The following is a 22775-nucleotide window of genomic DNA, read 5'->3' on the forward strand; positions in this document are numbered from 1 at the left end:
GGAGACCGCAACGTGCAGCTTGAACGTATCCTTCACGTGGATGACGACGAGGATATCCGAACCATCGTCCAGATCGCTCTGGAAACGATCGGCCAGTTCGAGTTGCGCCAGTGCAGCGACGGTCAGTCGGCGGTCGCGGAGGCGCAGGATTTCGGGCCGCAACTGCTGCTGCTCGACGTGATGATGCCCGAGATGAGCGGCCAGGAAGTGCGCGTGGCGATCGGCGACCTGCCGGGCATGGACAAGGTGGAAACGGTTTTCGTGACCGCCAAGGCCGAGGACGATTTCGCCCGCGAACTGCGCGCGCAGGGTGCGCTGGCGGTCATCACCAAGCCGTTCGATCCCATGACCCTGGCCGACCAGCTGCGCACGATCTGGCAAAAGGCCCAGTGATCCGGCCCGGCGGGGGAGGGGGTTACCTGCCATACGTGTTCTCGTGATACGGGAAGGGCGGGATCATCCCACCCGGACCAGCCGCGCAGCGGCCCGGGCGATTGGCGTCCGTAACCTCTCTGATCCGAGGGAAGACGTGGCGGCACCGTAAACTGCCAGACACAACTGTCGGATGCCCCTTCCGCCCGTAGCGTTGTTTTGATTGCTCACAAGGCGATCGCAGCACCACAGCCGCCCGCCTCTCAGGCGGCGGGCCGCATCGCGTTCCCGGCGGGGGCACTGTGCCTGCCGGTGACCTCGTCAAGCTCGACGAAGAATGTCGTGCCCTTGCCGAGCTTGCTGTCGAAGCCGATCCTGCCGCCATGCGCCTCGACGATCCGCGCGGCGATATGCATCCCCAGCCCCAGCCCCTCGGCCTTGCGGTGGTCGGAGGAATCGAGCTGCTGGAACGCCGAGAACACCTTGTCCTTTTCCTCGTCCGGGATGCCGATACCTTCGTCCCGGATCGAGAAACAGCCCCGCGATCCGTTCCTGTGCACCGAAACCGTCACCGTCTGGTTCGGGTCCGAGAACTTGACGGCATTCGACAGGATATTGGTCACCACCTGTTTCAGCCGGTTCTTGTCGGCCGAAATGATCACGTCCTCGTCGACATCGGCAAAGCGGATACCGATCGAGCGCCGTTCCGCGACGGCCTGCATTTCGTCGACGGCTTCCGACACGACCTGGTCGAGCCGGAGGTCGGCGAAGGCAAAGGACATCTTGCCGTCGCCCATCTTCTGCAGATCCAGCAGGTCCTGGATAAGCAATGTCAGCCGCGCGCTGTTGCGGTGCGCGACCTCGAGGATCTTGCGAAAGCTCTCGGGCACCGGGCCGGCGATGCCGCCGACGATCAGGTCCAGCGATCCCTTGATCGAGGTCAGCGGCGTGCGCAGTTCATGGCTGACGATGGACAGGAACTCGGACTTGGCGCGCGCGGCGCTCTTGGCCTTTTCGTGCTCGCGCTCCAGCACCTTCAGCTGGTTGATCTTCTCGTTGTAGAAGGACAGGAAATGCCGGGCGCATTCGATGATGAAGCTGAGCACGAAGATCGTCGTGAAAAGCTGTATCCACATCTCCGAGCTGACCTGGTCGGCCAGCACGATGTCGCGCGCCGCGATCACGATGATCGACACCAGGTAGATCGCCAGGCGCAGGAACAGGATCGGCACGAACTGGTAGTTGTTCATGCAGGCAAAGATCGCGGCGGCGATCAGCACGAAGATCGGCATGAAATGCGATGTCGGTCCCTGGAGAACGGCGATAGTGATGCAGAAGAAGCTGATGACGCACGCGCTTATGATCGTGCTGAGAAACAGGTTGCGCCGGACCGAGCTCAGGGCGCGCCGGTCGAAGGTCTCGGTTTTCAGGGCGATCGTGAAAACCCGCTGGTCGTAGAATTCCGACAGCCAGATCAGCAGGTAGCACAGCATCGTGATCTTCCAGTCGTAGAAGATCGAGGCGAGCAGCGCGATTGCGGAATAGCTGGTGAACCGTTGCCAGAACAGTTTTCGCCCGATGCAGGCATAGTCGTTCAGCCGTCGCTTGAAATCGTCATGCGCGGCGGGATCGTGCCCGCTGGCATCCTTGGCAATCCGTTCGGCGTGCATATCGTTTCGGCCCGTGGCTGGTTGGGGAATGCACTCGTTAAAAACAAACTTAACCAGTTCTACGCGCAGGGGTTGTTGTTCCAAAGCCGAAATCTGGTCATTTCTGGGGAAAAACCCGGGCGGGTCGGAAGCGGATAGGCTTTAGGTTGAATTTATCTGTGATTGATATCGGATGGCGTGAGTTGCGCCCTCGGACGGGGCGTGTACCGGGTGGGGGGCGGACCTTGACCTGCGCCCCGTGGTGCGCAATCCCGCCTCGCAGGAAAACGCGGCGGGAAGCCTCGGTTGCATAGCCTCTCAGTCCGCTGGCAAAGCCATGAGGGCTGCTTCCAGCTGTTTCCTGCGCGCCCGCGGGACCGTCACGGTTTCTCCGTTCCACAGTGTCACGAGGGTCCGGCTATCGGGCAGGCGCCTGCGCCCTGCGATCGCGTCATAACTCAACCAGTAGGAGCGATGAACCTGGATGCCCACCTCGTCGGGCAACTGGCTGATTGCGTCGGAAAAGCGGAACCGCAAGAGGTGTACGCCGGTGGTTGTGGTGATGCGTACATAGTGTTCTTCGGCGCGGATCATGCGAAGGGCCTCGAACCGGAAGCTTTCCGAACCGACCACCAGCTCCGTGCGCCGGGCACTGGTCGTCTGTTCACGAGATTCCTTTCCGGGCCGACCGGATGTTTCGGTGACCGTGGCCGGCGCGGCGGAACGTTTGCCGGCGGAGGCAGTTGTGCCATCGGCGGGAACGATGGTTGGCCTGACCGTTTCCTCCACCGGGATGATGTGTAATCGCTCGTCCCCGCTCTGCAGGTGGTTGAGCCGCGCCTGGGCCAGCAACGTCTTTCCGCGCCGGGTCGTGGGGAAGACGAAAGCCGAAAAAAGGATCTCGAAACTCAGGAATACCAGGTAGTTGGTGGCGATCAGTCGTCCAAGATCGGAATTCGAAAGCCATTCGGCTCCCCAAACCCAGAATGCGAAGGGCCGGCATGTCATCTCCATCGTGACCACCGAGGTCAGCAGTATCACCGGAACCGGGGCCACCAACCAGTCGATCCGGCGGGACAGTATCACGAACAGGGACAGGTAGCTTCCCAGTGCTATTATCAGGACCGTGATGGCAAACAGGACGCATGTGGCTATCGCCCACCATTCCAGGCCCGTCAGGTGATCGGAAGGATAGAGATATCCAAAGACCGCCCCCGCAATCAGGTAAAAGACGATTGACTGGGCGTCCGTCAGGACAGACCAGATGTCCCGGACGCTTCCCTGTATCTTTGTTCCGTTGATGAGCACGATCGGCATCGCAACCGATGTGCCGGGAATCGTTTTCATGATCTCACCACTCGTCGGGTTTGCCGGAGCTTCAGACACGCTCCGTTGCGTTATTTCATGCATGTCGTTTGCGCCAATACTTCAGGATGCCATGCACCCGGAAGGGTTGATTCATGAATTGACAGCCTTCCCGCCACGCAAGAAGCGCCATTTCATGACAATGAACGGCATTTCACTTCGTTTTCGTTAGCAAGGTTTCTGATTTCTGCGGCGTTCCTCGGAATTCTGCGCATTGTCGCGTATTTCACGTTTAGCGAACTGTCGTTTCCGCGAGTTCGTGGCGGTCGTTGTGAAGTTAATGACAATTTCCCCAGCCGGTCCGCCAATTCGGGACAACACGCCTTTCCCGTGAAGAGACCGCAACGCATCTGTCGACGCGGGGGTGACGATGACCCTGGGCTGCAACCGTGCGGTCCGGGGGCAATCGACATGTAATTGGTGATGGTAATGAAAATGCGTGGAAACTGTATCTTAAGAGGCTGCCCGGATCATGTGATCGCAGGAATGAACCTGGCGAATGCCGGACGCGCCAGCGCGCACGCTCTTCTGGCAGAGGGGTGCCTTCAATGACTGCGACAACCGTAAACGTCTTCTATATCGGCACACGTCCGATCCTCGACACCACGCAGGGCAATGGCATCATGGAAGGTGCCGACGCGCTTCTGGGCCATTACGATATCGGCACCGATGCGGTCTATCACGACCTGGGGGTGCAGCACGATCCGCGCGTGGTCGACGGGCTTCTTGCCACCAACGACTATGGCGCCAGCGCCCTGAACCCCGACGGGCTGTATGACGAGGGTTTCAACAACACCCCCTCGGGCGGCTTCAGCGAAGTCGACAGCCAGCAGCTGTTCTACGGAACGGTGAGCTACCGCGATATCGACGGCACGATCAAGACGATGACGAATGTGCCGTTCAACGTGTACCAGCTGGAAAACGGCGACACGTTCATCGCACCCACGGCCGAGATCGTCAGCACCACTTCGGGCCTGACCAGCGATACGGGCCAGTTCATCGCCAGCGTGCTGAGCGGCCGTGACCTGATCAGCATCGACCTCGATTCGATGAGCGATGCCGCCATCGGCCATGACAACCTGATGTATGATTTCGAGTCGGTTGAGGACCAGGTCCAGACCTTCTATCTTGGCAACAAGACGATCCTCGACGCCACGCAGGGCAATGGCATCATGGAAGATGCCGGTTCGTTGCTGGGCAGCTACGATGCCACCAACGGCGCGGTTGGCGACGGGCAGTTCACGTTGCATACGCTTTATACACGCCACGATCCGGTGGTGAACGATGGCCTTCTGGCCACCAACGATTACGGCGCGGGTGCGGCCTATCCCGACGGCTATTATGACGAGGGCTTTTCGAACGCCGTGTCCCCCGGCCAGAACGGCAGCACCTTCAGCGAGCTCGACAGCCAGCAGCTGTTCTGGGGCGATGTCTATTACCTCGACGCCGATGGCAACGAGCAGGTGATGGAAAATGTCGCGCTCAACGTGTACCAGCTTGAAAACGGTGATGTTCACGCGGTTCCGACGCGCGAAATCGTCGATGGCTACGGAAGATTCCCGGATGCCAACGACTACACGCCCTCGATCCTGGACGGGCTGAACGTCTCGCGCATCGAACTGACCTCGATGCGGGACAACGCGATCGGTCATGACAACCTGCTCTACGATTCCGAGTCGATCGGTGACGCCATCTCGCAAACCACCGTTGGGGTGAACTCGGACGGCATCGTGACCGGCACCGAAGGCGACGATTTTATGGGGATCGGCTATACCGATGCCGATGGTGACGAGATAGATGGCGGCGAGTGCTCCTCCGCCGGGACCGGTGCCGCCGTGAGCGGCAGCACCGTGAACGTCTTCTTCGTCGGCAATATGTCGAACCTCGACACCACGCAGGGCAATGGTGTCATGGAAGGCGCCAGCGGGCTGCTGGGCCACTACGAGGTTGGCAGCGATCTGACCTACCACGACCTGACCGTTGTGCAGGATACGCGCGCAGTCGACTATCTGCTGGCGACCAACGATTACGGCGCAAGTTCGATCCATCCTGACGGGCTGTACCTGGACGGCTTTGCCAATACCGTTACAGGCGGCTTCAGCCAGCTCGACAGCCAGCAGATATTCTACGGCGACGTGACCTATCGGGATATCGACGGCACGATCAAGGTGATGGAAAAGGTTCCGCTGAACCTCTATCAGCTTGAGAACGGCGATGTGTACATGGCACCGAGCGGCGATCTGGCAGCCGATCCGGGTGTGCTCACCCCCAGCGTGCTGAGCGGGCGCGAGATCCTGAGCGTCGACCTGAACTCGCCCGTTAATGTCGGTCAGGACAGCCTGATCTACAGCTACGAGTCCGTGCACGACCAGGTGCAAACCTTCTATCTCGGCAACCACGCCAATCTCGACACCACGCAGGGCAACCTGACGATGGAGGGGGCTTCGTCGCTGCTTGGCGGCTACGACGGCACCACGGCGGGCCTGCCCGGAGCGGGTGAATTTACGCTCCATACGCTCCAGGTGCATCAGGACGCCAAGGCAAACGATGCCCTGATGGCGACCAACGATTACGGTGCCAGCGCGCTTCACCCCGATGGTTTCTATCAGGATGGTTTCTCCAACACCCCGACTGCGGGGCAGGCCGGTACGAACTACAGCCAGATCGACAGCCACCAGTTCTATCGCGGCGACGTCTACTACACGGATGCGGACGGCAACGAACAGGTGATGCATGACGTCGCCCTGCATGTCTATCAGCTTGAAAACGGCGACGTGTTCGCCGTGCCCACCGGCGAAATCCGGAGCGGCGACGGCACTCAGTCCGACGCCAGCGCACTGACCCCGTCGGTGCTGGCGGGGCTGAACATCTCGCGCATCGAGCTGACCATGATGGTAGCCGATCCTACGCCCGACAACCTGATGTACGATTGGGAGTCGATTGGCGATGGTTCCTCCACGGCCGCAATTTCGGGTGGCGGTACAGACGGCGATGCGACCGATCTGAGCTGCCTCAACGATGTAATCGAGGCCGGGGCGGGCAATGACACCGTGCAGGCCGGCGTGGGCGACGATACCGTCGATGGCGGCACTGGCGACGATCTGCTTTATGGTGACCTCGGCGACGACGTCCTTGTCGGCGGCGAAGGCGCGGACACGCTGATCGGCGGCGCAGGGGCCGATGTGCTGGACGGCGGCGCGGGCGACGACGTTATCGCCGTGGGCGGGTCGGACATGGCAAGCGGCGGCACGGGCGACGACCGTTTTGTGCTGGACCCGACCGAGACGGGCATCAATGTCAGCCTCGATGGCGGCAGCGATGCGACCGACGGGCACCCTGACGACGACGCCAACGGCGATGCGGGCGACATCCTCGACCTGAGGACCGCCGCCAACGACCTGGCGCTGACGCTTGGTGCCGATGGCGAAAGCGGCACGGTCAACGGCATCGATGCCGACGCAGACACCGATATCAGCTTTGCCGAGATCGAGAATGTCGTGCTCGGCGCAGGCGATGACACGGTTGATGCAACGGTCGCCACAGTCGGCGTGAACGTCGACGCAGGCGCTGGCGACGATACGTTGCTCGGCGGCGCGGGTGACGACACGCTTGCAGGCGGCGATGGCGCGGACCTGATCGCAGGCGGTGCGGGCGACGATGCGCTCGACGTGGGCGCGAATGACGGTGTGACCGATATGGTCGTCCTGGCTGATGGCGACGGCGACGATACCGTCAGCGGCTTTGAAGGCCCGACCGACAATGGCGACGGCACCTTTGCCGGCCTCGACCAGCTCGACGTTTCGGACCTGACCGATGTCGATGGCAACCCGGTCGACAGCAACGATGTGGTCGTTGGGGACGATGGCAACGGCAATGCCGTGCTGTCCTTCCCGAACGGCGAGAGCATCACGCTTGAGGGCATCGATCCGGCGATTGCGGACGATCCGGCCTATCTCGAGGCGCTCGGCATTCCGACGGGCAGCGATGGGACCGTCGATGGCACCGCTGGCAATGACGACATGGCCCCCGGCTACACCGATGCAGATGGCGACGTGATCGACGGTGCCGATGGTCTCGACGACATCATCGAGGCGGGCAATGGCAACGACACCGTCAACGCCGGCCTGGGCGACGATACCGTCGATGGCGGCAGCGGTAACGACGAGCTTTCCGGCAATGCCGGCAACGACATCCTGGCTGGCAACGAAGGCAACGACACGCTTTCAGGCGGTGACGGCAACGACAGCCTGCTCGGTGGTGATGGCAGCGACGAGCTTTCGGGCGATCTGGGGGCGGACACGCTCGACGGGGGCGCGGGTGACGACGACCTGGTGCTTGGCACAGGCGATGTTGCCTATGGCGGCACGGGCGACGATGCCTTCTACCTGTATGACGATCAGGGCACGGGCGGCACAGCAACTGTTGTCGGCGGCGAAGGTGGCGAAGATTTCACCGACCCCACCAATGGCGGCGATGGCGACGTGCTGGAGCTTGGCTGGAACGGCGACGACCCTGTCACCGACGATCTGACCGTCACCTTCACCGGCGACGAGGCCGGCACCGTGACCGGCGGCGCGACGGACGTCATCTTCTCGGAAATCGAGATTGTCGTGACCGGCGATGGCGATGACACCATCGATGGCGCGGCCTCGGACACACCGATGGAAGTCTATGCCGGAGGCGGCGATGACAGCGTCACCGGCGGTTCGGATGACGACATCCTGGACGGCGGCGACGGCGCTGACACCCTGTTGGGCGGCCTCGGAGACGACACTCTCGATGGCGGCGACGGTAACGACACCATCTATGGCAGCGACGGCAACGACTCCGTCGATGGCGGTGAAGGTGACGATTATATCAACACCCGCATCTCGCCCGGCCTGGGCGTGCCGGACAGTGGCCTCGACCATCCGACCAACCCGGCGCTGAGCTACCCGGCCGACACCGACCCGGATAACGACCGCGACTTCGTCGACGGCGGCGCAGGTAATGACACCATCCTGACCGGCGACGACAACGACACGATCCGGGGCGGGCTGGGCAACGACTGGATCGACGCCGGTTTTGACACCGATATCGTCGATGGTGGCTCTGGTGACGATACGCTGTTCGGCAACGAGGGTGCCGATACCATCCATGGCGGCGATGGCCACGACGAGATCTGGGGTGGTCTGGGGCCTTCCAACCCCGATTACGCGGCTTCCGAACTTTTCGAGCTCTCCGACGACATCGACCCGGACCCCGACAACAACCGCGACCTGCTGCATGGCGGCGACGGCGACGATACGATCCACGGCGGCGACGATGCCGATACGCTCCATGGCGATGCGGGCAACGACCTGCTTGACGGCGGGATCGACGACGACCAGCTTTACGGTGGCGATGGCGACGATACGCTGATCGGCGGTGCGGGCAGCGATACGCTGACCGGCGGTGCCGGGGCGGACAGCTTTGTCGTGGATGGGGCGGACCTGATCGCCGATTTCGATGCCGCTACCGGTATCGGCGACGACGATCCTTCCAACAACGACCTCGTGGACCTGTCGGCCTTCTACAACGACACCACGCTTGCCGCCTGGAACGCGGCCAATCCGGGCCAGCAATATGCCAGTCCGCTGGCCTGGCTGCGGGCCGATCAGACCGACGGGGTACTGGATGCCGCCGATGGTTTGCTGATCGAGAATGGCGGAGTGGCAGTTGCTGCCGATGCGCTGAATGCCGAGAACACGATGGTGGTCTGCTTCACTGTGGGCACCCGTATCGCAACGCTGCATGGCGAGGTGGCGATCGAGGCATTGCAGGCTGGCGACTTGGTGCTGACGATGGATCACGGCTATCAGCCTGTGCGCTGGATCGGTTCCACGCGTGTCCGCGCGGTCGGCAATCTTGCTCCGATCCTGTTCCGCAAGGGCGCCCTGAACAACGTGCGGGACCTGATGGTTTCGCCCCAGCATTGCATGTTCCTGTCGGGAGCCTATGCGGAACTGGCCTTCGGCGAACACGAGGTGCTGGCACCTGCGAAGCACCTGGTCAACGATCACAGCGTGATCCGGGTCGAAGGCGGCGAGGTGGAGTATTTCCACATCCTCTTCGACACGCACGAAATCGTCTTTGCCGAAGGGTGCCCGTCAGAGAGTTTCCACCCCGGACAAGCCGGACTCAACGCGCTGGGCGAGGCGGCGCGACAGGAAATCTTCGCTTTGTTCCCGCAACTCGCCGATGGCGATTTCGACGGGTTCGGCGACAGCGGCCGCATGGTGCTGAAAGCACATGAGGCGCAGCTCGCCGCGGCGGTCGGTCATCTCGGCCGGATGTGATCCGTAGCGAGTAAGGGCCGCCCGTCCCGAGGCGGGCGGCCGATTTTGGGAAAAGCAGAATGCTTGTGGAAGATTCCAGAATTCGTATCAACGCCGATGGCGAAGAGAGGCTGGTGCAGGAGCTTTCCATTGCCGATCGCATCGTCAATCCGATCACCGGCGGCTATGACGAAATCAGCGACATACTTCAGCGCGTGGTTTCCCGAACGGATCCGCGCCGGGTCCGGCTTGAGCCGGTGCTGATCGAGAAAGGCCAGCTGTTTTCGGGACGTCCGCGGCAGGATCTGGCGCTGTCGCCCGAGCAGGTGGTGCTGATGACAGACCTGAAACGGACCAGGGGCAGGCCCGCCGTCCTGTCCTGCTATCCGGCAAAGGATATCTCACATAATCGACTGATGCCGGGGCGCGATATCACCTATTTCGCAATTTTCTTCGATATTCGCAGGTTTATCGAAGTCAGCGGTGTGCACATCCGCGCCTATACGCTGGAGGATCTCTGCGATGCCTGACCCGGAAAACACGGTGCGAGCGATGGTGCGGCTTCCCGATGAAGCTCGCGGTCGGCATCGGGTGTGTCCTTTACCGCGTCCGAACGAGGATGCCGGCCTGTGCCTGTGCCTGTGTCATGCGGCGCGGGGCATGGCGGGGACGAAACGCCGCCGTCCAAGGCTGGCTCGGAACAGCAGGGGAGCGGTCAAATGAGCAGGAGAAATGATGTTTCAGAAGCGCCTGCGCGGGTCATGCCTCGCCGCGTGGTGCCACGTGAAAAGGCACCCATCGCGCCGGTGGCACAGCGGAAACTGCATGTCGTTCAGGGCGGGCCGGTATCTGCGGGACCGGTGGTCGATGACCCGGCTCCCGGCAGCAATCGAAAAGCCATCCATGCTTTCCCCGAACTGGCCCCGCTGGAAGCGGAGTCGGAAACCCTGTCCGACGGGGCTCCGCTGGCCGCCTACCTTCTGACCGCAGTGATCTGCGGAACCGTGGGCGGTGTGACCGGGTTGATCCTGTTCGGGACGATATGGGAGGTGGCGCTTGCCTATCTCGCGGCAGGCTCAGCAGGTCTTGTGACCCTTGCGCTGTTCTTGCTTTGCCGCCGGCGGAGCAATGCGCCCGAAGCGGGCCGCAACCGGTTGTTCTAACAGTATACTCAAGGGGCGGGACAGGATCAGGCCCGCCCATCGGATCCGCGCCGGGTTTCCGTATTCGTGGTCGCGGTGCCCAAGGGGTGCCCGGAGGGTCCGTGAAGCGCGGATTCGTGCTGCCGGGCGAGGCCCGGCAAAGCGGCCGGATCAGAACGGAAACGAAACAAGACTGTGCGGCAGCCTCTTTATCAGCCTCGCTATGACCCGTCTAAGTTATTGAAAACAAATGGAGGCGAGTACCGGAATCGAACCGGTGTACACGGATTTGCAATCCGCTGCGTCACCACTCCGCCAACTCGCCTTACCGTGTGGTGATCGGTGAGGTATCGGATTGTCCGCAGCCATGCAAGAGGGTTTGGCGGGCCGTCGCGGCCAAATGCCCCGTGCATTCCCGTTGCCGCCACCGCGCGGATGTGACAAAACGATCCCCGAAGCTGAACGAACGGGTTTAGTCACATGACCGATTTCGCCACCCGTCGCACCATCATGGTCGACACCCAGATCCGCCCCAACGATGTCACCAAGTTTCCCGTGATCGACGCCATGCTGGCCGTCCCGCGCGAGGATTTCGTGCCCGCCGACAGGCGCGAGACCGCCTATATCGGCGAGAATGTCGATCTCGGCCATGGCCGCGTGGTGCTCGAGCCGCGGACGCTGGCCAAGATGCTGGACGTGCTCGACATCCAGTCCGACGAGCTGGTGCTCGATATCGGGGCTGGGTTCGGCTATTCCTCGGCGGTGATCTCGCGGCTCGCCGAAGCGGTCGTCGCGGTCGAGCAGGACGAGGCCCTGGCCGCCGAGGCGCAGACCGCGCTGTCCGAGGCCGAGGCCGACAACGTGATCGTGCACCGGGGGCCGCTTGCCAACGGCGCCGCGCAGCATGGCCCTTACGACGTGATCGTGCTGCAGGGCGCGGTGGCGCATCTGCCGCGGGCGATCACCGACCAGCTCAAGGATGGCGGCCGGATCGCGTGCCTGTTCGACGAGGGGCCGCTGGGCGTCGTGCGCATCGGCTACAAGGTGGACGGCGTGGTGACGTGGCGCCACGCGTTCAACGCGAGCGCGCCGGTGCTGCCGGGATTCGAACGCCACGCGGCCTTTGCGCTGTAACGGTGCCATAACGACAGGGAACAGCAGGACATGAGCATGATGGGCCGGATCAGGACGGGAACGATCGCCGGGGTCGCGGGGCTTTGCCTTGCGATTGCCGCACCGGTGGCGGCACGGGCGGAATCGCTGGCCGATGCCATGGCGGATGCCTATCGCAACAGCGGGCTTCTGGAGCAGAACCGCGCCGTGCTGCGCGCCGCGGACGAGGACGTGGCGATCGCCGTGTCCAGCCTGCGGCCGGTGGTGCGCTGGGTGGGCGACGTGACGCGCCGCTTCGGCGAAAGCGGCACCGGCGGGCTGCCGGCCCGCAGCATCGGAGAGAGCACCGCAAGCCTGGGGCTCAGCGCCGACCTGCTGCTCTGGGACGGCGGGCGCACCCGGATGGATCTCGACATCGCCAAGGAAAGCGTGCTGGCGGTGCGCCAGGCGCTGATCGGCGTGGAACAGAACGTGCTGCTGGCCGCGGTTCAGGCCTTCATGGACGTGCGCAGCAGCTACGAGATCGTCACGCTGCGCCGCAACAACATCCGCGTCATCACCGAGGAACTGCGCGCCGCGCGCGACCGGTTCGAGGTGGGCGAGGTGACGCGCACCGACGTGGCGCTGGCGCAGGCGCGTCTGGCGCAGGCCCGCAGCAACCTGGCCCAGGCCGAGGGCGACCTGGCCATCGCCATCGAATCCTTCCGTGCCGCCGTGGGCCGGGCGCCGGGCAACCTGACCCCGCCGCCGGTGATGCGGATGCCCGCCGGCAGCGTCGATGCCGCCAAATCCGTGGCGCTGCGCAACCATCCCGATCTGCGCCGGCTGCAATTCGAGGTCACCGCGACCGAGCTGGGCGTGCGCAAGGCGCGCGCGGCCACCAATCCGCAGGTGACGCTGCGCGGCCAGATCGGCGTGACCGAAACCTTCGATTCGCCCGATTTCTCGGAGACCGGCTCGATCGGGATCGAGGCGGGCGGCGTCATCTACCAGGGCGGCCAGCTTCGCGCGCTGACGCGCAAGGCGATGGCCCAGCGTGACGCCAAGCGGGCCGAGCTGCTGGCCACCCAGCGCGTCGTCGCACAGAATGTCGGCACCGCCTTTGCCCGCGTGCAGGTGGCGCAGGCCGCGCTGGGCGCGGTGGACGAGCAGATCCGCGCCGCGCGCGTGGCCTTTCGCGGCGTCCGCGAAGAGGCGGCGCTGGGTGCGCGCACCACGCTGGACGTGCTGAACGCCGAACAGGAACTGCTGGACGCGCAGGCCAACCGCATCACGGCGGCGTCGAGCGAATACACCGCCTATTACGGGCTGTTGTCGGCGATGGGGCAGCTGACCGTCTCGGATCTCAGGCTGAACGTGCCGCAATACGATCCCACGGCCTATTACAACATGGTCAAGGACGCCCCGAGCGCGATCAGCGAACAGGGCCGCCAGCTGGACCGGGTGCTGCAGAGGCTGGGGAAACAGTAAATTTCGTCGCATCTGTTGTGCGATAGCTGAGCCGGGGGTAAACTCGCGGCCAGAGCAGGAATGGTGGCGCAGGCATGTCCGATCCCTTGAAGAGTGCAGATATCGAGGATGTCCTGTCCTCAATCCGGCGGCTGGTGTCCGAGGATTCGCGCGCAAGGCCCGAAACTCCGCCCAGGCCGCAGGGGGACCGGCTGGTGCTGACGCCGGCGCTGCGCGTGCCCGAATCCCGCCCGGATATCGCGCCGGGCGACGAGGTGTCCGACGACCTGCCCGAGGCGGAAACCGGCGAGCCCGATCCCGGCGATGGCGAAACTCCGCCGTCCGGCGACCTGCCCGAGCATGAGCCGCAACTGGCCGACGATATCGCCGAACCGGACGATGACGTGACGGATGCCGTGGACGCACCGCAAGAGGCCGAATGCGGCGTTCGTGAGCCGGAGGACGAAGACCTGGCCGAGGCGCCCGACGAGGCGCAGGTTCAGGCCGCGCAGGCGGCGATCGATTCGATGGTCGAACAGGCGGTCCGCGATGCCACCGCCGAGGCCCTGGCAGATCACGATCAGGATACGCCGGAGGAACCGGCGATGGCCTGGGAAGATCACGACGCGGAAAAACCGGACCCCGAGGATACCGCACAGACGGACGAAAGTGCGGAAGATACCGCGCCCGAAGCGACCGATCCGGCCGAGGCCCCGTCCGACGACACGCAGGATGCTGCCGGGCCGCAGGGCTGGGGCGGCACGCTTTACGAGGCCGCGGCGCGCTCCGGGGCGGAAACCGAAGAACCGGCCGCCGCCGCGTTCAAGTCGCAACGGCACGACCCGGCCCCGGATTTCGATTTCCTGGCCAGTGACGATGCCGTTCTGGACGAAGAAGCGCTGCGCGAACTGGTGGCCGATATCGTCCGGCAGGAATTGCAGGGCGCGCTGGGCGAACGCATCACCCGCAACGTGCGCAAGCTGGTCCGGCGCGAGATTCACCGCGCCCTTTCGGCGCAGGATTTCGACTGACCGTCAGATTTCGGCCGCCATCGCCAGCAGCGCGTCGATATCCAGATGCGTTTCCAGGTGGGCGGCCAGTGCGTCCAGCGTCTCTTCCACCCCGTCCTCGTAGGCCAGTCCCGACACCGCGCCCAGCCGCGCAAGATAGGCGGCGCGAAACCCGTCATCGCTGAACAGCCCGTGCAGGTAGCTGCCCATCACCCGGCCCGAGGCGCTGGCCGCGCCCTCGCTCCGGCCGCCGATGTCCAGCCAGCCCCTTGCGCGGTCGGCGCCCTCGGTGCGGCCCAGGTGGATTTCGTAACCCGACACGCGGTCGCCGGTCGGGCGATAGGTGGCCTGCACCAGCGACAGGCGCTTTTCGGGGCCAAGCGTGGTGCGCACATCCAGATGGCCCAGCCCGGCCACGCGTCCCGGCGCCCCCTCGATCCCGTCCGGGTCGGCGATTTCCGTGCCCAGCATCTGGTAGCCGCCGCACAGGCCCAGCACATGCCCGCCGCGCCGGATATGGGCGGCAAGGTCCACGTCCCAGCCCGCCTTGCGAAACGCCGCGAGGTCCGCGACGGTCGCCTTCGATCCGGGCAGCAGCACCAGCGCCGCGTCGCCGGGCAGGGGGCGGCCCGGCTCGATGATGTCGACGCTGACGCCCGGTTCGGCGGCCAGCGGGTCGAGATCGTCGAAATTGGCGATCCGGGGCAGGCGCGGCACCGCGATCCTGATCCCGTCACCGGGGCGCGAGGCGATGTCCAGCACATCCTCGGCCGGCAGCCGCCAGGCCTCCGTGAACCACGGCACGACGCCCAGCGACGGCCAGCCGGTCGCCCGTTCGATCACCGGCAGCCCGCCGTCGAACAGCCGCACGTCGCCGCGAAAGCGGTTGATGGCAAAGCCGCGGATCATCGCCCGGTCGCCCGCATCCAGCACCGCGTGGGTGCCGACGATCTGCGCGATTACCCCGCCACGGTCGATATCGCCGACCAGCACCACCGGCACCCCGGCGGCGCGGGCAAAGCCCATATTGGCGATGTCGCGGGCGCGCAGGTTCACCTCGGCCGGGCTGCCGGCGCCTTCGACCAGCACGATATCGGCGCGCGCCGCCAGGCGCTGAAAGCTTTCCAGCACGCGGGGCATCAGCCGGTCGCGCATCGCGCCGTAATCGCGCGCCTCGACCGGGGCCATCCGCCGGCCCTGTACGACCACCTGCGCGCCGGTTTCGGTTTCGGGTTTCAGCAGCACGGGGTTCATGTCGGTATGCGGCGCCACGCCCGCGGCGCGCGCCTGCAAGGCCTGGGCACGGCCGATCTCGCCACCGTCTTCGGTGACGGCGGCATTGTTCGACATGTTCTGCGGCTTGAAGGGCAGGGGCGACAGGCCACGGTGCAGCAGGGCGCGGGCCAGCCCCGCCACCAGCAGCGACTTGCCCACGTTCGACCCGGTGCCCTGAATCATGATCGCGCGTGCCATGGCCCTTCCTATCCCCGTGCGGCGCAAAGAAAAAGCGCGCCGCAAGGGCGCGCTTCTTTCCAGCGGGTTGCGCTGCGGATCAGGCGGCTTCGGCCTGTTGCGCGGCGGCGTTGCGACGCTCGCTTTCCTCGCGCGAAAGGGCAACCGAGGTGCGCACACCGCGGCCCACGAATTCCATCAGCCCCTTCACCACCCGTTCGTTCGGGTCGATCCCGGCACAGGACAGCACCTCGCGCCCGTCGCGCGAACGGGCCCAGCGGGCGATCTGCTCGGGGCCGTTGCCGTATTTCTTGTCATCGGCGATGGCATCGTCGAGCGCGGCCAACACAACGGCCGCAAACAGTTTGCGTGCACGGTTTCCCTGTTCATTGTTGAAAGCCGTACCGTCAACGAAATCTTTCATGTTTCGTCCTTGTTTTTATAGGTCTTGCAATTCTGGCGTGGCGTCCCTTTTGGCAGATCGCACGCGATTCGGATAGGGCACATATGCATGACTGCCATGCGATATCTGCATATCTTCTGCGCCCCCGATACGAGATTTCGTTGTCTTGCCAGCAGGCGCAGCCCCAGATATAGGTGCTGCCGAAACTCATTCAACCTTTCGTCAAGGTTTTGCCATATGCCCAAGATCAACGGAAACGAGATACGCCCCGGCAACGTGCTGGAGCATAATGGCGGGCTTTGGGCCGCTGTTAAGGTCGATCATGTAAAGCCCGGAAAAGGCGGCGCTTTCGCCCAGGTCGAGCTGCGCAACCTGCGCAACGGCTCGAAGCTGAACGAACGCTTCCGCAGCGCCGACAAGGTCGAGCGCGTGCGGCTGGAACAAAAGGACATGCAGTTCCTGTACGAGGATTCCGGCCAGCTGGTGTTCATGGATACCGAAACCTACGACCAGGTGCAGCTCGACGCCGAGATCCTCGGCGAGCGCCGCCCGTTCCTGCAGGACGGCATGACCATCCTGGTCGAGTTCTACGAATCCGAGGCGCTGAACGCGACCCTGCCGCAGAAGGTGACCTGCACGATCGAGGAAACCGAACCGGTGGTGAAGGGCCAGACCGCGGCCAACAGCTTCAAGCCCGCGCTGCTGGACAACGGCGTGCGCGTGTCGGTGCCGCCCTTCGTCGGGCCCGGCGAAAAGATCGTCGTGAACACCGAAACCATGGAATATTCCGAGCGCGCCTGACCTCGGGGCCCGCGCGCACATACCCCCGTAACCAGCCGGGGGTGCGATATCACACTAGAAACAAGGCCTCCGGCGCAAGCCAGGAGGCCTTTTTGATGATCGACACAGCCACGGACGCGGATATTCCCGCGCTGGCCGACATGCTGCGCGGGCTGAACGCGCTCCATGCGGCGCATGTGCCCCACAGGTTTCACGCCGATGCCGGCACGGCGGCGCTGCAGGCGCATCTGCGTGCGCAAATGAGGCAGGGCGCGCGGGGCCTTGTCTACCGCTTGCAGGGGGTGCCGCGCGGCTACCTGATGTGGCGCTGGCGCCCGGCGGGCGATCCGGCGTTGGAACGGCCCGGACGGATCGCGGTGATGGAGCATATTTATGTCGAGCCGAATTTCCGCCGTCACGGCATGGGCCGCCGCCTGATCGCGCGGTTCGAGGGGGAAATCGCGCGGTCCGGGGCAACGGGTTGGGTGGCGCTGGTGCACCGCTTCAACACGCGGTCGGCGGCGCTGATGCGCGGCGCCGGGGCCGAGGCGGCGGTCGACATCTTCGAAAAACGGCTTCACACCCCGCAGGCGTCCAGCAGCCCCGCGACCATCCCGCGATAGCCGCTTCCGAACAGCCGCAGGTGCACCAGCGCGGGCCACAGCGCGTAGACCGGGCGCCGCGCCTGCCAGCCGGGGGACAGCGCGCCATAGGCGGCGTCGAAATCGGGGTGGGGCCGGCCGAACAGGGTCAGCATGGCCAGGTCCACCTCGGCGTCGCCATGGTAACAGGCGGGGTCGATCAGCCATGCCCTTGGGCCGGAGAACAGGACGTTCCCGGCCCAGAGATCGCCATGCAGCAAGGCCGGGGCAGGGCGGCGCGGCAGGCGGTCGGGCAGGCGGGCGGCCAGTGCAGTAACCCGCCGGGCAAGCTGCGCGTCGCGCGGCAACAGGGCGAGCAGGCGGTTCCCGGCCCAGAAGGCGGGCCAGTCGTCGCCTTGGGTGTTGTGGATGGGGACAGACCCGAAGGCATAATCCTCGGGCCAGCCATAATGCGTGCCGGTGCTGTCATGCAGCGCCCGGAGCGCGTGGCCCAGATCGGCCCAGCCCGCCGGGTTGGGCGGGGTTTCGTCCAGCCATTCCAGCGCCAGCAGGTCGCCGCCCGCCGCCAGAACACCGGGCACCGGCGCGCCTGCCGCCGCCATCGCGCGCAGCATCGCGGCCTCGCGGGTCACGAACCGGCCGCGCTTGACCGCCGCGCGGGCGCCATCGGCCAGGGTGACGCCGAACACCTCGGACAGGTCGCCGCCATGCAGGGCGCGCAATCCGCGCAGGGGCTGGCCCAGCAGGGTGGCGATATGGCCCTCAAGCGCCGTCAAACCGGGGAAATCGTGGCCTCGCCCGCCTGCATCCCCTCGCGCATCCGGTCGAAGCGCAGATAGGCGATGGCCCGGTCGCCCGACCGGGTGAACAGCGTGCCCGCCGGTTTGCCGTCCACCGTGATCGCGGTGCCGACCGGGGCCTCACCCTCGATCGCGACGGTTGTCAGGCCCTTTTTCAGCTCGGTCTTGTGCTTCATCCGGGCGGTCACCTCTTGCCCCACGTAACAGCCCTTGCGGAAATCGACGCCGTTCAGTCGCGCGAAACCGGATTCGAGGATATAGCTGTCGGGCGTCAGCTCGATCCCCGATTCGGGGATGCAATGGGCCACGCGGATCGCGTCGAAATCGCTGCCGTCATCGCCGCCCTCGTCGCCATAAAGCCGCCAGCCCAGATCGGCATGGCGGGGATCGGGCCATGCGCCCTCGGGCGCGGGGCCGGTGCCGCGCCGGACCTGCAGGCCGGTTTCGGCGATCTCGACATCGGCGCGCAGTTTATACATGGACAGGCGCGGGATCAGCCCGGCGGCAAGGCCCGCATCGACATCCAGCAAAACGCCCTCGCCGTCCGGCACCAGGAAGAAATCGGCCAGGTACTTGCCCTGCGGCGTCAGCATCGCGGCATAGACCGGCCCATGGTCCAGCCCGGCCACCTCGTTCGTCACAAGCCCCTGCAGGAACTCGCGGGCATCTTTTCCGGTGATCCTGAAAATCTTTCGCGCCATTGCCTGTCCTTTCGTCCTTGCCCTTTCCAGATATACCGTTTGCCGGGTTGTGCAACAGGGGGGCGGCGGGGTGGCTTGACGCCGGGCGGCGCGGCGGTAGGGTCGTCTGGCCGAACCAGACAGGGCGCTGCCATGACGCTTTCCCACGGACGTGAATATCTTGCCATTCCAGGGCCTTCGGTGATGCCCGACCGCGTGCTGCGCGCGATGAACCGCGCCGCGCCCAACATATACGAAGGCGACCTGATCGACATGGTCGCCGCCATGATCCCCGACCTGCGCCGCGTGGCGCGCACCGCGCATCATGTCGCGATCTATATCGGCAACGGCCACGCCGCGTGGGAGGCCGCGCTGGCCAACGTGGCCGGCCCCGGCGATACCGTGCTGGTGCCGGCGACGGGGCGGTTCGGGCATGGCTGGGCCGACATGGCGCAGGGGCTGGGCGTGGAAACCGATATCGTGGATTTCGGCAAGTCCACGCCGCTCGATCCCGCGCGGGTGGAGCAGGCGCTGCGCGCCGACACGGCAGGCCGGATCAGGGCGGTGCTGGTGACGCATGTGGATACCTCAAGCTCGGTCCGCAACGACGTGGCGGGGGTGCGCGCGGCCATCGACGCGGCGGGGCATCCGGCGCTGTTGATGGTGGATTGCATCGCCTCGCTGGCCTGCGACCGGTTCGAGATGGACGCATGGGGCGTCGACGTGATGGTGGCGGGCAGCCAGAAGGGGCTGATGGTGCCGCCGGGGCTGGGTTTCGTGTTCTTCAGCCCGAAGGCCGCCGCGCGACGTGCGGAAATGGAGCGCGTCAGCCGCTACTGGGACTGGACGCCGCGCGCCAACCCGGAACAGTTCTACCAGTATTGGGGCGGCACCGCGCCCACCCATCACCTGTTCGGCCTGCGCGAGGCGCTGGACATGATCCACCAGGAGGGGCTGGAGGCCGTCTGGGCCCGCCATGCCGCGCTGGCCCGTGCGATCTGGGCCGCCTGCGCGGCATGGGGTCAGGACGGGCCGCTGGCGCTGAACGTGGCCGACCCGGCGCACCGCTCGCACGCGGTCACGGCGCTGCGCATCGGCGCGCCCTATGGCTCGGACCTGCGCCGCTGGGTGCAGGACAAGGCGGGCGTGACGCTGGGCATCGGGCTGGGCATGGCCGAGCCGGGCGATCCCGCCTGGCACGGGTTTTTCCGCATCGGCCATATGGGGCATGTGAATGCGCATATGGTCATGGGCGCGCTGGGGGCGATCGACGCAGGGCTCAAGGCGCTGGAGATACCGCACGGGGTGGGCGCGCTCGAGGCTGCAAGCGGGGTTCTGGCGCAGGCGGCCGGATAGGGCCGCGCCGGGGATCAGCCGCTGCGCGCCCGGGCCACGCGGCCGATCAGCGCGTTCAGCCCGAACGCGACCAGCGCCACCACGGCGAAACCGAACAGCGCCCAGAGCAGCGCAAAGACCCAAAGCAGGTTCACGAACCCCATCACCAGGGCTGCGTTGGTGAAATCCGGGGCCTTTTTCAGGCGATGGTTCAGCCGGTGGTCGCGCATGGCGGATCGCTCCTTGCCCGGATAGCGTAACCGCTGCCCGGCAAAAAGCGAGTTAACTTTGTTGCGATAGGCTTAACCCTGCCGGGCGGCGTCCAGCGCCGGGCCGAACTCGGCCTCGAGGATATCGAGATCGGCATCGCGGCCGCAACTGATGCGCACGCAACGGTTCAGCGGCGCGACCCCGGGCATGCGGATGAACACGCCGCGCGCGTTCAGTTCCTGCAGGAAGCGTTGTGCCAGCGCCCCGTCGCCGCCCATGTCGACCGCCACGAAATTGGTGGCCGAGGGCAGGCAGGACAGCCCGTGCGCCTGCGCGATGGCAGCGATGCGGTTGCGGGCATGGGCCACGTCCTCGCGCACCTGCGCGGTATAGGCGCGGTCGTGCAGCGCGGCCAGCGCCCCGTCCTGCGCGGCGCGGTTCATGCCGAAATGGTTGCGGATCCTGTCGAAGGCCCCGATCAGTTCGGGCGCGCCGATGGCATAGCCCACGCGCGCACCCGCCATGCCGTGTATCTTGGAAAAGGTCCGCATACGGATCACGCGCGGGTCGTCGGCGTCGATCCGCGGCGCGGTGCCTTCGGGGGCGAATTCGATATAAGCCTCGTCCAGCACGAACAGCGTGCCCTCGGGCAGATGCGCATCGATCGCGCGCCGCAGCGTGTCGCCATCGTGCCAGGTGCCCATCGGGTTGTCGGGATTGGCGAGATAGGCCAGTTTCGCCCCGACCCCGGCCGCCTTTTCGAACACCGATACCGGATCTTCGTGATCGGCGACATAAGGCACCTTGTGCAGCGTGCCGCCGAACCCCGCGACGTGGTAGTTGAAGGTGGGATAGGCCCCGTCCGACGTGACCACGTGATCGCCCTGCGTCACCGTCAGCCGCACGAGATAGCCCAGCAGCCCGTCGATCCCTTCGCCCACGATCACGTTCTCGGGGCGCACGCCGTTTTCGGCGGCCAGCGCGGCGCGCAACTCGTGGCTGCTGGAATCGCCGTATTTCCAGATATCGCGCGCCGCACGCTCCATCGCCGCGATGGCGTTGGGCGAGGGGCCGAACACGCTTTCGTTGGCGCCCAGCCGGGCGCGGAACGGGCGGCCGTTCTGGCGTTCCTGGGTTTCGGGCCCCACGAAGGGCACGGTCGAGGGCAAGCTGTCTGCCAGCGGGGTCAGTCTGAATCCGGTCATGGCTGCAGATAACGCGACGCGCGCGCGCTGGGCAAGCGGCTTTGCGACGCAAGGGCAGGCTTGTCCCGCGCGGTGCGATCGGGTGAACTCGGACCCGGATAGCACAGGGAGGAACCGATGCCCCGCGTCACCACCGAGATCACCGACCATATCGCCCATGTCACGCTGACCCGTGGCGACAAGATGAACGCCGTCGACCCGGATATGGCCGAGGCCATCGTCGAAGCGGGCACCGCGCTGATCGGCAACGACGACATCCGCGCCGTCGTCCTGTCGGGCGAGGGGCGGGGCTTCTGCGCCGGGCTGGACGTGGCCAGCTTTGCCAAATTCGCAGCCGAAGACCCGCATGAAAGGATCATGCCGCGCACCCATGGCGACAGCAACTTCATGCAGGAGGTCACGATGGTCTGGCGCAAGGTGCCGGTGCCGGTGATCGCCGCGCTGCATGGCGTGGCCTTCGGCGCGGGGTTCCAGCTGGCGCTGGGGGCCGATATCCGCATCGCGCATCCCGACACGAAGCTGGCGATCATGGAGGCGAAATGGGGCCTCGTGCCCGACATGGGCGGCATGGTGATCCTGCCGCAGCTGGTGCGGTCCGACATCCTGCGCCGCATGACCTACACGGCCGAGCCGGTGCAGGCCGCGCAGGGTGTCGACTGGGGGCTGGTGACCGAGCTGTCCGACGATCCGCTGGCCGCCGCCCGCGCGCTGGCGCAGGCGATCGCGGGCAAGTCGCCCTCGGGCACCCGCGCGGCCAAGCGCCTGATCGCCGTGGCGGAAAGCGGCGCGGACGAGAAAGCCGTGCTTTACGAGGAAAGCCGCGAACAGGCCGACCTGATCGGCAAGCCGCACCAGATGGAGATCATCGCCGCCAACATGGCAGGCCGCGCGCCGAAATTCTGACCTGCGCCC

Annotated in this window: 19 protein-coding genes and 1 tRNA gene; 11 read left to right on the forward strand and 9 right to left on the reverse strand. The window is 65.4% G+C overall.

What is annotated here, in order from left to right; genetic code table 11:
• The first annotated feature begins 12 nt into the window (after positions 1-12).
• On the forward strand, positions 13-393 hold the full coding sequence (locus tag F3H87_RS03195; RefSeq protein WP_149786480.1) for a response regulator: 381 nt from the start codon (positions 13-15) through the stop codon (positions 391-393).
• Between the two features lie 242 nt (positions 394-635).
• Here F3H87_RS03195 and F3H87_RS03200 read toward each other — a convergent pair whose 3' ends face one another.
• Positions 636-2042 (reverse strand): sensor histidine kinase, encoded by a 1407-nt coding sequence (locus F3H87_RS03200; protein WP_149786479.1) that lies wholly within the window; start codon positions 2040-2042, stop codon positions 636-638.
• Between the two features lie 297 nt (positions 2043-2339).
• Complete coding sequence (locus F3H87_RS03205; protein WP_188129127.1) at positions 2340-3368, reverse strand: LytTR family DNA-binding domain-containing protein; 1029 nt, start codon at positions 3366-3368, stop codon at positions 2340-2342.
• Positions 3369-3934: 566 nt separating this feature from the next.
• Between F3H87_RS03205 and F3H87_RS22065 the strand changes: the two genes are divergently transcribed.
• The 3 genes from F3H87_RS22065 (at position 3935) to F3H87_RS03220 (ending at position 10845) form a co-directional block, all read left to right on the forward strand.
• Positions 3935-9703 (forward strand): Hint domain-containing protein, encoded by a 5769-nt coding sequence (locus F3H87_RS22065; RefSeq protein WP_149786477.1) that lies wholly within the window; start codon positions 3935-3937, stop codon positions 9701-9703.
• 59 nt (positions 9704-9762) lie between these two features.
• Positions 9763-10212: a Hint domain-containing protein gene (locus tag F3H87_RS03215; protein ID WP_149786476.1), complete on the forward strand. Its 450-nt coding sequence runs from the start codon at positions 9763-9765 to the stop codon at positions 10210-10212.
• Between the two features lie 189 nt (positions 10213-10401).
• Positions 10402-10845, forward strand: coding sequence for a hypothetical protein (locus F3H87_RS03220; protein WP_149786475.1), 444 nt, complete (start codon positions 10402-10404; stop codon positions 10843-10845).
• Positions 10846-11075: 230 nt separating this feature from the next.
• Here F3H87_RS03220 and F3H87_RS03225 read toward each other — a convergent pair.
• A tRNA-Cys gene (locus F3H87_RS03225) sits at positions 11076-11149 on the reverse strand.
• Between the two features lie 155 nt (positions 11150-11304).
• Here F3H87_RS03225 and F3H87_RS03230 point away from each other — a divergent pair.
• From F3H87_RS03230 to F3H87_RS03240, 3 genes are all read left to right on the forward strand, one after another.
• Entirely contained in the window at positions 11305-11958 is a 654-nt protein-coding gene (locus tag F3H87_RS03230; protein ID WP_149786474.1) for a protein-L-isoaspartate O-methyltransferase family protein, read from the forward strand.
• Between the two features lie 30 nt (positions 11959-11988).
• Positions 11989-13407, forward strand: coding sequence for a TolC family outer membrane protein (locus F3H87_RS03235; protein ID WP_149786473.1), 1419 nt, complete (start codon positions 11989-11991; stop codon positions 13405-13407).
• 74 nt (positions 13408-13481) lie between these two features.
• A complete protein-coding gene (locus tag F3H87_RS03240; RefSeq protein ID WP_149786472.1) occupies positions 13482-14417 on the forward strand; it encodes a prolipoprotein diacylglyceryl transferase in 936 nt (311 codons plus the stop codon).
• Between the two features lie 3 nt (positions 14418-14420).
• Here F3H87_RS03240 and F3H87_RS03245 read toward each other — a convergent pair whose 3' ends face one another.
• Complete coding sequence (locus tag F3H87_RS03245) at positions 14421-15869, reverse strand: cobyric acid synthase (protein WP_149786471.1); 1449 nt, start codon at positions 15867-15869, stop codon at positions 14421-14423.
• A gap of 79 nt (positions 15870-15948) precedes the next feature.
• Positions 15949-16272, reverse strand: coding sequence for a DUF6280 family protein (locus F3H87_RS03250; RefSeq protein ID WP_149786470.1), 324 nt, complete (start codon positions 16270-16272; stop codon positions 15949-15951).
• 216 nt (positions 16273-16488) lie between these two features.
• On the opposite strand from F3H87_RS03250, the gene efp reads away from it, so the two are divergent.
• Positions 16489-17052, forward strand: a complete 564-nt coding sequence (efp, locus tag F3H87_RS03255) for an elongation factor P (protein WP_149786469.1) — start codon at positions 16489-16491, stop codon at positions 17050-17052.
• A gap of 95 nt (positions 17053-17147) precedes the next feature.
• The gene (locus F3H87_RS03260; RefSeq protein WP_149786468.1) at positions 17148-17654 is read left to right on the forward strand and encodes a GNAT family N-acetyltransferase; all 507 of its coding nucleotides are present in this window, start codon (positions 17148-17150) and stop codon (positions 17652-17654) included.
• Here the strand turns inward: F3H87_RS03260 and F3H87_RS03265 are convergent.
• Together F3H87_RS03265 and ygfZ are read right to left on the reverse strand one after the other, a co-directional pair.
• Positions 17609-18409 (reverse strand): fructosamine kinase family protein, encoded by an 801-nt coding sequence (locus F3H87_RS03265; RefSeq protein WP_149786467.1) that lies wholly within the window; start codon positions 18407-18409, stop codon positions 17609-17611. The genes F3H87_RS03260 and F3H87_RS03265 overlap by 46 nt on opposite strands.
• Positions 18406-19134 carry a CAF17-like 4Fe-4S cluster assembly/insertion protein YgfZ gene (gene ygfZ, locus F3H87_RS03270; protein ID WP_149786466.1) on the reverse strand — a complete coding sequence of 243 codons (729 nt, stop codon included), beginning with the start codon at positions 19132-19134 and terminating at the stop codon, positions 18406-18408. The genes F3H87_RS03265 and ygfZ overlap by 4 nt, the downstream gene beginning before the upstream one ends.
• A gap of 132 nt (positions 19135-19266) precedes the next feature.
• Between ygfZ and F3H87_RS03275 the strand changes: the two genes are divergently transcribed.
• Positions 19267-20469, forward strand: a complete 1203-nt coding sequence (locus F3H87_RS03275) for a pyridoxal-phosphate-dependent aminotransferase family protein (protein ID WP_149786465.1) — start codon at positions 19267-19269, stop codon at positions 20467-20469.
• Between the two features lie 14 nt (positions 20470-20483).
• On the opposite strand, the gene F3H87_RS03280 is transcribed toward F3H87_RS03275, so the two are convergent.
• Entirely contained in the window at positions 20484-20678 is a 195-nt protein-coding gene (locus tag F3H87_RS03280) for a hypothetical protein (protein WP_149786464.1), read from the reverse strand.
• A gap of 72 nt (positions 20679-20750) precedes the next feature.
• Complete coding sequence (locus F3H87_RS03285; RefSeq protein ID WP_149786463.1) at positions 20751-21863, reverse strand: pyridoxal phosphate-dependent aminotransferase; 1113 nt, start codon at positions 21861-21863, stop codon at positions 20751-20753.
• 117 nt (positions 21864-21980) lie between these two features.
• Here F3H87_RS03285 and F3H87_RS03290 point away from each other — a divergent pair, with 117 nt between their 5' ends.
• Positions 21981-22766: a crotonase/enoyl-CoA hydratase family protein gene (locus F3H87_RS03290; protein WP_149786462.1), complete on the forward strand. Its 786-nt coding sequence runs from the start codon at positions 21981-21983 to the stop codon at positions 22764-22766.
• The last annotated feature ends 9 nt before the right edge of the window (positions 22767-22775 follow it).

The sequence above is a fragment of the Lutimaribacter pacificus genome, assembly GCF_900142185.1.
GTDB classification, from domain to species: domain Bacteria; phylum Pseudomonadota; class Alphaproteobacteria; order Rhodobacterales; family Rhodobacteraceae; genus Lutimaribacter; species Lutimaribacter pacificus.

What these genes read in the sequence shown, in the direction of transcription:
- F3H87_RS03205 (WP_188129127.1), bottom strand. Translation starts at nt 3,368, where the DNA reads ATGAAAACGATTCCCGGCACATCGGTTGCGATGCCGATCGTGCTCATC.
- F3H87_RS03275 (WP_149786465.1), top strand. Translation starts at nt 19,267, where the DNA reads ATGACGCTTTCCCACGGACGTGAATATCTTGCCATTCCAGGGCCTTCG.
- F3H87_RS03230 (WP_149786474.1), top strand. Translation starts at nt 11,305, where the DNA reads ATGACCGATTTCGCCACCCGTCGCACCATCATGGTCGACACCCAGATC.
- F3H87_RS03240 (WP_149786472.1), top strand. Translation starts at nt 13,482, where the DNA reads ATGTCCGATCCCTTGAAGAGTGCAGATATCGAGGATGTCCTGTCCTCA.
- F3H87_RS03290 (WP_149786462.1), top strand. Translation starts at nt 21,981, where the DNA reads ATGCCCCGCGTCACCACCGAGATCACCGACCATATCGCCCATGTCACG.
- ygfZ (WP_149786466.1), bottom strand. Translation starts at nt 19,134, where the DNA reads ATGGCGCGAAAGATTTTCAGGATCACCGGAAAAGATGCCCGCGAGTTC.
- F3H87_RS03235 (WP_149786473.1), top strand. Translation starts at nt 11,989, where the DNA reads ATGAGCATGATGGGCCGGATCAGGACGGGAACGATCGCCGGGGTCGCG.
- F3H87_RS03260 (WP_149786468.1), top strand. Translation starts at nt 17,148, where the DNA reads ATGATCGACACAGCCACGGACGCGGATATTCCCGCGCTGGCCGACATG.
- F3H87_RS03220 (WP_149786475.1), top strand. Translation starts at nt 10,402, where the DNA reads ATGAGCAGGAGAAATGATGTTTCAGAAGCGCCTGCGCGGGTCATGCCT.
- F3H87_RS03280 (WP_149786464.1), bottom strand. Translation starts at nt 20,678, where the DNA reads ATGCGCGACCACCGGCTGAACCATCGCCTGAAAAAGGCCCCGGATTTC.
- F3H87_RS03285 (WP_149786463.1), bottom strand. Translation starts at nt 21,863, where the DNA reads ATGACCGGATTCAGACTGACCCCGCTGGCAGACAGCTTGCCCTCGACC.
- F3H87_RS03250 (WP_149786470.1), bottom strand. Translation starts at nt 16,272, where the DNA reads ATGAAAGATTTCGTTGACGGTACGGCTTTCAACAATGAACAGGGAAAC.
- F3H87_RS03245 (WP_149786471.1), bottom strand. Translation starts at nt 15,869, where the DNA reads ATGGCACGCGCGATCATGATTCAGGGCACCGGGTCGAACGTGGGCAAG.
- F3H87_RS22065 (WP_149786477.1), top strand. Translation starts at nt 3,935, where the DNA reads ATGACTGCGACAACCGTAAACGTCTTCTATATCGGCACACGTCCGATC.
- F3H87_RS03200 (WP_149786479.1), bottom strand. Translation starts at nt 2,042, where the DNA reads ATGCACGCCGAACGGATTGCCAAGGATGCCAGCGGGCACGATCCCGCC.
- efp (WP_149786469.1), top strand. Translation starts at nt 16,489, where the DNA reads ATGCCCAAGATCAACGGAAACGAGATACGCCCCGGCAACGTGCTGGAG.
- F3H87_RS03215 (WP_149786476.1), top strand. Translation starts at nt 9,763, where the DNA reads ATGCTTGTGGAAGATTCCAGAATTCGTATCAACGCCGATGGCGAAGAG.